This window comes from Ruegeria meonggei (assembly GCF_900172215.1).
Classification (GTDB): domain Bacteria; phylum Pseudomonadota; class Alphaproteobacteria; order Rhodobacterales; family Rhodobacteraceae; genus Ruegeria; species Ruegeria meonggei.
Window position 1 is genome coordinate 398,690 of record NZ_FWFP01000004.1, and the last position, 7,244, is coordinate 405,933.

The 7,244-nt window shown below is 54.5% G+C and carries 7 protein-coding genes; 3 read left to right on the plus strand and 4 right to left on the minus strand.

The window, feature by feature from the left end; genetic code table 11:
• Genes RUM8411_RS09000 through RUM8411_RS09015 form a run of 4 tightly spaced genes read right to left on the minus strand, consistent with a single transcriptional unit; the run spans window position 1 to window position 3,068 of the window.
• Window positions 1–1,059 (minus strand): flavin monoamine oxidase family protein, encoded by a 1,059-nt coding sequence (locus RUM8411_RS09000; RefSeq protein WP_085822348.1) that lies wholly within the window; start codon window positions 1,057–1,059, stop codon window positions 1–3.
• A 3-nt stretch (window positions 1,060–1,062) separates the two neighbouring features.
• Complete coding sequence (locus RUM8411_RS09005; protein WP_085822349.1) at window positions 1,063–1,746, minus strand: SDR family NAD(P)-dependent oxidoreductase; 684 nt, start codon at window positions 1,744–1,746, stop codon at window positions 1,063–1,065.
• Complete coding sequence (locus RUM8411_RS09010; protein ID WP_085822350.1) at window positions 1,746–2,414, minus strand: cupin domain-containing protein; 669 nt, start codon at window positions 2,412–2,414, stop codon at window positions 1,746–1,748. The genes RUM8411_RS09005 and RUM8411_RS09010 overlap by 1 nt, the downstream gene beginning before the upstream one ends.
• A 33-nt stretch (window positions 2,415–2,447) precedes the next feature.
• Window positions 2,448–3,068, minus strand: coding sequence for a glutathione S-transferase family protein (locus RUM8411_RS09015; protein ID WP_085822351.1), 621 nt, complete (start codon window positions 3,066–3,068; stop codon window positions 2,448–2,450).
• A gap of 911 nt (window positions 3,069–3,979) precedes the next feature.
• Here RUM8411_RS09015 and RUM8411_RS09020 point away from each other — a divergent pair.
• The 3 genes from RUM8411_RS09020 to RUM8411_RS09035 all read left to right on the plus strand — a co-directional run.
• Window positions 3,980–4,333, plus strand: a complete 354-nt coding sequence (locus RUM8411_RS09020) for a hypothetical protein (RefSeq protein ID WP_085822381.1) — start codon at window positions 3,980–3,982, stop codon at window positions 4,331–4,333.
• Between the two features lie 912 nt (window positions 4,334–5,245).
• The gene (locus RUM8411_RS09030; protein WP_085822352.1) at window positions 5,246–6,445 is read left to right on the plus strand and encodes an N-acetyltransferase DgcN family protein; all 1,200 of its coding nucleotides are present in this window, start codon (window positions 5,246–5,248) and stop codon (window positions 6,443–6,445) included.
• 23 nt (window positions 6,446–6,468) lie between these two features.
• Window positions 6,469–7,244, plus strand: a 776-nt coding sequence (locus RUM8411_RS09035) for an alanine racemase (RefSeq protein WP_234995184.1), incomplete at its 3' end; no start/stop codon positions are given.

Genomic DNA, 7,244 nt, shown 5'->3' on the forward strand with positions numbered 1-7,244 from the left:
TTATCCAAGGTTTTGGGCGTTTAGGCTGTGTAGGACATTCTCTGCCGCTTCCAAAGCACCTTCGATATAGCCGCCGAAAACCGGGGCGACCTCTGTTCCTGCGAAATGCAGCTTTCCGTTCCACAGATTGCTCATCGCCTTCGGTAGACCGTATGTCGGATGGGCATAAAGCGGTGCCTTATCCGCCTCAGTTGCAGTGTAGGGATCAATGGCCCAGTCTTTCAAGTAGAGCTTTTGGGGCTCGGCGGCCTCAGGCCCGAACAACCGTGCTAATTGTGCGTGCAGGTTCTGACGCAGCAGTTGTTCGTATGCGCGACCTTGGGGCGGTACACCGATGAAGCCAAAGAGCGCGTATGGTCCGCTCTCGAGGGGGGATGCATCATGGATTTCGACCATCGGTCCTTTCCGGCTCATTGCATCACCGGACAGTCCTTGTTTGCGCCAGAATGGTTTGTCGTACACCGCAACAGCCTTGGCTTGACCCGCCATCCATGTCGCGATGTCCTTCATGGCTTGGGTGGCTTCGGCAGGCAATGCGGGCGAAAATGCGATTTCGGCCGCAACACGTGGGGGCACAGCGAGGACAGCTTGATCCGCATGGATCTGTTCACCCTTTGCCGTTGTTGCAATGCATTGATCACCGGACATATCCAGTTTGACAACCGGCGCGTTTAGCTGTTTGCGATGATCCGGCAGGCGGTTGGCCAGTGCGCCTGTCAGAGCAGCCAACCCTCCCTTTAGCCGCCATGACCCTCCCAATGATGAAAAACCCTGCCCGCGTTGCACGTTGCCATTTTCATCCTCAAAGGTCAGAGCGCCATCGGCGAATTGGTCGAACTTTGTCAGACCAAACCGATCAATCAGAGCTGCAATAAGTGGCTGGCCCGGCCAGAACCAGGCAGGCCCCATGTCAAAGTAGCCTGCCTCCAGATGCTGCGTCATGATTCGCCCGCCAAACCGCGGGCGGGCCTCAAGCAGCATATAGTCGCGCCCTTGCGCCTCAAGACGTTCGGCTAAAACAAGCCCTGACAACCCGCCGCCGACAATCAGCGTTTGCATGCGCTAGAACCCTTCGGATGCCGGACGCAGATCAAGCTCGTGCGTCCATGTGGATTTGGGTTGGTGGGCGAGGCCCCAGTAGGCCTCTGCGATGTCCTCGGGCTTCATCATCTTGCCCGGATCAAGGTTGTGCAGGTCCCGAGATCGCGCTGTATCAATGATACCGTCCAGAATCGCGTGGCAGACATGAACACCTGCTGGTTGATACTCCCGTGCAAGCGATTGCGTCAGGCCGCGCAAGGCGAATTTTGCGCTGGCAAAGGCCGAGAATCTTGTACCACCCCGCAAAGACGCTGTGGCGCCAGATACAATGAACGTACCACCGCCAGCGCGGACCATCGGTTGCAGTGTCGATTGGGCAAGCAAAATGGCAGACTGCACCATGGATCCCCACGTGCGTTGATAATCAGCAAGCCGGGTTTCTGCGAAAGGCGCGATGATCAGTTCGCTCGTGTTGTGGATCACAACCTTGGGCGGGCCATGTTCTGCGATAACCTGCGCCAGGATGCTGGGAACGGCACTCTCGTCCGTCAGGTCCATCTCAAAGAACTGGCCAATCACCGTTTCAGGTTGCGTGCGTCCCAAGCCAACGGCAGCAAAGCCATCTTTTGTGAAACGGGACAACAGGGCCTGACCAAGGCCAGCCCCCGCGCCGGCCACAAGGACCAAAGGTTTATCATCACTCATCAGACGGCAGGCGGTTTGGCGTGGGGCAAATGACCCGTCTTGATCCACAACTTTGCCCCATCAGGGCCAGCCGTTGCAGACAGACGCGCGCCTTCCGGCAGTCGCAGCCATGCTCCTTTTTCAAGCGTATCGCTGCTTTCGGTGACGGAACCGGCAATCACCAGCATTTCGATCCCACCCACATCGGTATTTTCCAGTGTCGCGCCTGCATCAAGGTGGCTGTAGGTCACTGTTTCACGCGCATCACTGTGTAGTTCAGCCGTTGTGACACCATCCACAGGATCGGTCAGTTCTTCGGCCATGGTTTTGCGAAACTGATTGCGGTCGGCCATGTCGAACTGCCACAGCTTTACAAAGATCGTGCAGCCCGGCTCTGACCCCGGCGTATGTGCAGTGGTGGGAGGATTGCGCACATATGTCCCTTCGGGGAAGTCGCCATGTTCGTCCTGAAATACACCATCAAGCACGATGAATTCTTCGCCACCTGTATGGGTGTGTTCCGAAAATTTGCTGCCCGGCGCATAGCGCACAATCGTCGTGGCACGGGCAACTTCGCCGCCGATGCGGTCCAGCATACGCCGATCCACACCGGGCATAGGCGAAGCGTTCCACTCAAGCTGTTCAGAGTGAACAACCACGCGTGTTTTAAAGTCTGCGTTCAGTTCCATGTTTTTCCTTTCGGCTTGAGTGGTATCGCGTCCTTAACCTGCGATGCTGGGCCGTGCCGAGACCTTTGCCCGCCATGCCGTCAGATTGGAGAGTGTTTCTGGAATGTCGACCTTGGCAAAGTCCGCAAAGGCAAGACCGGCAAACGCCGTGATATCAGCAACCGAAAACTCAGAACCAGCCAGATATTCATTGTCAGCCAGAACTTCATCCAAGTAAGCCATTGTCTGACCAGCAACTTGCTTTTGCTTGTTGCCCCATTCAGCACATTGATAGGTCTCAAGGTCTGGACCAAGACCTGGTGTGGCATGGTGAAAGTAGGTTCCCACAGCATTCAGCAGACCATTTTCTGCACGCAGGTTCATCATCGAAATTTGCGCACGTTGTTTTGGTGTCTCTCCGGTCAGCGACGGGCCTTCGAAATGGTTGTCGATATATTCTGTAATCGCATTGCACTGCGAAATATGTGTACCGTCCGCCAACTCAAGGCAGGGCACAACGGCATCGGGGTTCTTGGCCTTGAAGGCCTCGGTGCGATGTTCGCCACCCATCACGTCAACCGGAACGAATTGGACCTGGTCTGTTGCGCCTTTTTCAGCAAGCGCTATGCGCACACGTGCGGGGTTTGGGAAACCCTCAGTATCATAGATTTTCATGTTGTCTCTCCTTGCGAACAAATACCAACCTACTAGTTGGTAGATGTTTTGAGCAAGATGTACTTTGGTCGTTGCGATCACAAGGTTGTTACGATGATAAGTTCAGCAGCGTCTGGGTTTGATGCCAGCTTCCTTCGTGCGATCATTTATATCGTCCTAATGAATGACAATAAAGTCCCGCAAAATGTAAATTTGTCCAGCACCCAATTTTGCGGTTGCAGCGAATGTCGGTAATGCGGGCTGCGATCGCAGCATTTGAAAACCGTGCTCAAGGTCGGCTCTGGGCCGACTGCGATCGGGAACTGAAGCGATCCTGAGCAGATGCTGCACTGCCTCCGATGTCCACAACGAGCCCAAACTACATGTTTTCTGTGATGCAGCGAATGTCGGCTTCAGAGTGGCATGCTAATGAAGCTCCATAAGTGGTCACGGATTTGCCGATACACAAGGCGAATGCCAAATTGAAACCATTCCTTTCATCGGCATCCGGGGCCTTAGAAAAAGCGTTAGGCCCACGAACGTTGTAATACCGTCGCCAAGTGGTTATGTTAGGTCCACTAAAGTTCTGGTTTTCTGCGGCCTGGGCGTATCGCCTGCCAGAGTGAACTAAGTTCTTCCATCATGAAAATTCAGCTGTCACGTCCTCTACTTGGATCTGATGTTTGGGAAGGTTGCCGATGTTTTCGCGCACAACCACATCGCTTGTGACGTTTGTTGATCCGTTTTGGTGATCAGACGCACCGTTGGTTTGCCAAAGAACCACAACGCAACTGTTGATCAAACGAGCTTCCGGTAGGCCCGAACTGCGCCTATCGGACATCGCGGCTTGGGAATGGCTCAAGCGCGAGAATAAGAATGCGCAAAAAGACACAAAACAGCGCGGCGGCGCTTTCTCCGCCAGAGGATCCAAAATGACATTTCCAGAATGGACGAAACCAGGCATCTACGGTGCTTTGTGTGGTGCAATTGCGGTCTCAATCCTTGGCTTTACCTGGGGCGGTTGGACAACCAGCGGCAGCGCTCAAGAATTGGCGAAGGACCATGCAAGTGAAGAAGTGACGCTCGCGATGGTGCCGGTTTGCCTGAACAGGTCAGCCGCTGACCCCAGGCGCGAAGAAATAATCGTAACCCTCCAAGAGGCCTCTGGCTTCAGTCGCCGCAAGGCTATGATGGATACGGGTTGGGCTACGCTGCCGGGATCGGAAACGCCAAGCCGCGACCTTGCAGATGCCTGTATCGCGGGGCTTGCGCTGGATGGATCATAACTCAAAGGCAATGTCGCAACTCTGTCAGGCGATCTGGGGAGCGCATCTGTCACCAGGCATTCAGATGATTGCGGCTCTGATTGTGCTCCCAATCTGTGCTCTGCTTCTGTTTTCAACGCCTGCACGTGCTCAATCCACATCGCAACCTGTGCCTGAAAATGCCACTGCAAAGAGCTACGGTGACGGCTGGAAATGTAACGCCGGGTACAGGCTGAGTGGCGATGGCTGCGCCATTGTTATAGTACCAGCAAATGCGTATCCGACCAACCGCACCTATGGCTCTGGTTGGGAGTGTCTTCGTGGTTTTCGCAAGAACGATGATTCCGCCTGTGTTGCGGTAACTGTACCCGATGGCGGGTTTCTTGATCCGTCAGGTGAGCGTTGGCAATGCTCTCGTGGTTTTCTCAAAATCGACGACACGTGCCAAGAAATTGTAGTGCCGGCTAACGCATATCTGGCAGCCACGACCTATGGGCCCGCGTGGGAATGCAAACGTGGGTTTGAAGCATTGGACAACCTTTGCGTCGCCATTGTAGTCCCAGCCAACGGGTATCTGAATTCATCAAGATACGGCCAACCCTGGACATGCGAACGCGGGTTCATTGAACAGGATGGCTTGTGCACGGCCATTGTGATCCCTGAACATGCTTACTTGGACGATGCAACCTACGGCACGGGATGGAAGTGCGAGCGGGGATACGCAACCTCAGGTGTGAGCTGTGAAATAATAGACCTTCCTGCGAATGCCCATCTCGACAGGTCCGGAAACCGTTGGGACTGCAACAAGAATTTCCAGTTATCTAAGGGCCTATGCATTCTCGATAACTGAGCGCGCGGCACGATTATTTCGACCTCATTACCCGATGGTGACGACAACGTTGCCTTCGGCGACGACCACAAAAAGGAAACATCATGAAAACCGACTTTAGCGCGGTAAACACGATCCGTCGTCCCGTCAGTGGTGCACAAGCGCCGCCATTGACCAACGATGAATCCATAAGATCCACCTCGGCCACTCAGATCGTCTTGCCGCCAACTGCGATTGTCTATTGCCAAGGTAACTTCGCCAAAATTGACGGCAAAACTGCAAATGGCCTTGTTCGTCACTCAGAGGCCTACAGGATCCTGTCTGTCATCGACAGAGATCACGACGGCGAAGACAGCGGACTGGTTCTTGATGATGCAGTAAACCACATTCCTGTATTCAGAAGTCTGGATGCTGCTGTCGTCCATGAAGCCATCATCCCAGATACTCTCATTTACGGAATGGCGCCTTCTACGGGGAGACTCTCATCGACAGATCGCGACGTTGTTCTCGACGCGATATCACTAGGTATGAACATCGTCAGTGGATTGCATGAGTATTTGAGCGATGATCCGGAAATTGCGTCTTTTGCGGCCGAACGCAAAGTCACCATCCGAGACATTCGAAAACCTAAACCCAGCAAGGATATGCGCCTGTTCGACGGAAGTATTGCAGGTGTGAAGGCACTGCGCATAGCGGTTCTTGGAACCGATTGCGCCATTGGAAAACGGACAACGGCGACCGTATTAGCCCGCGCCTTGAACGCAAGGGGCATCAAGACTGTTCTTATTGGTACGGGCCAGACGGGTTTGATGCAGGGCGCAAAATATGGTGTGGCAATGGATGCCGTGCCGCCGCAGTTCTGCTGCGGCGAGCTTGAAGGCGCGATTGTTGACGCTTCCGAGGCGGAACAACCCGATGTCATATTGATCGAAGGCCAAGGGGCGTTGAGTCATCCGGCCTTCTGCACATCCGCCTTTATCCTTCGGGGCAGCCAGCCGGACGCCGTCATCCTTCAGCACGCTCCAAAGCGTGCACATCGCTGTGATTTTCACAATATGCCAATGCCCAAGCCTGCAAGTGAGATTGCCCTTATCGAAGCGTTTGCTGACACAAAAGTCATCGGCGTCACACTCAATCACGAAGGGATGTCTGAGGTGGAGATTACCGACACTATCGCCGCACAGTCACAAATACTCGGGCTGCCTGTAACGGATGTACTCAGCCGACCAGTATCGCATTTGCTCGCAATGGTTGTCGCCGCCTATCCTGTTTTACATCAATCCGCACCTGTGGCTGCGATATGAACACCCCTCGCATTGAGGTGCATATGAGCAAGATACGCCACAATGCGAAGACTATGGTCGGGCGCCTCAAGACACGCGGCATCAGCGTCACCGGTGTGACCAAAGCAGTGTGCGGGCATCCAACCATCGCTCAGGCAATGCTGGACGGTGGCGCTGTGGGACTTGCAGAAGCTCGTCTTAGTAACGTGCGGAAGCTACGCAATGCGGGCATGACATGCCCGATCACCTTGATCCGTACACCAATGCTGAGCCAGGTCGATCAGGTCGTCCAGTACTGTGAGGCAAGCTACAACACAGAGATCCTCGTGATTACCGCTCTAGCCGCCGCCGCGATCCGGAAAGACTGCATTCACGGCATTATCCTGATGGTTGAGATGGGCGATCTGCGCGAAGGGATCATGCCAGAAGACCTCGGCTCAATTGTACAACAAGTGGTGGACATGCCCGGTGTTGCGCTGAAGGGCATCGGAGCAAACTTCGCATGTCTGAGTGGAATTGCCCCGAATGCGGCAGACATGGACGCCTTGTCTGTCCTGGCGAATGACCTAGAGGGACAGTGTGGTCCCTTCCTTCAGACGGTATCTGGCGGTAACTCGGCCAACCTTCCTTGGGTCCTCGGTGGACACTCAACTGGTCGCATCAACGATTTAAGGCTGGGGGAAGCAATACTATTGGGCGTTGATCCGGTTTCCGGAGGTCAGATAGGTGGGATGTATACGGATGCCTTTACGCTTGTCGCCGAGGTCATTGAAACAGGGTCCAAACCTGCGACTCACCCTCAGAGCATCTGCGACCCGGT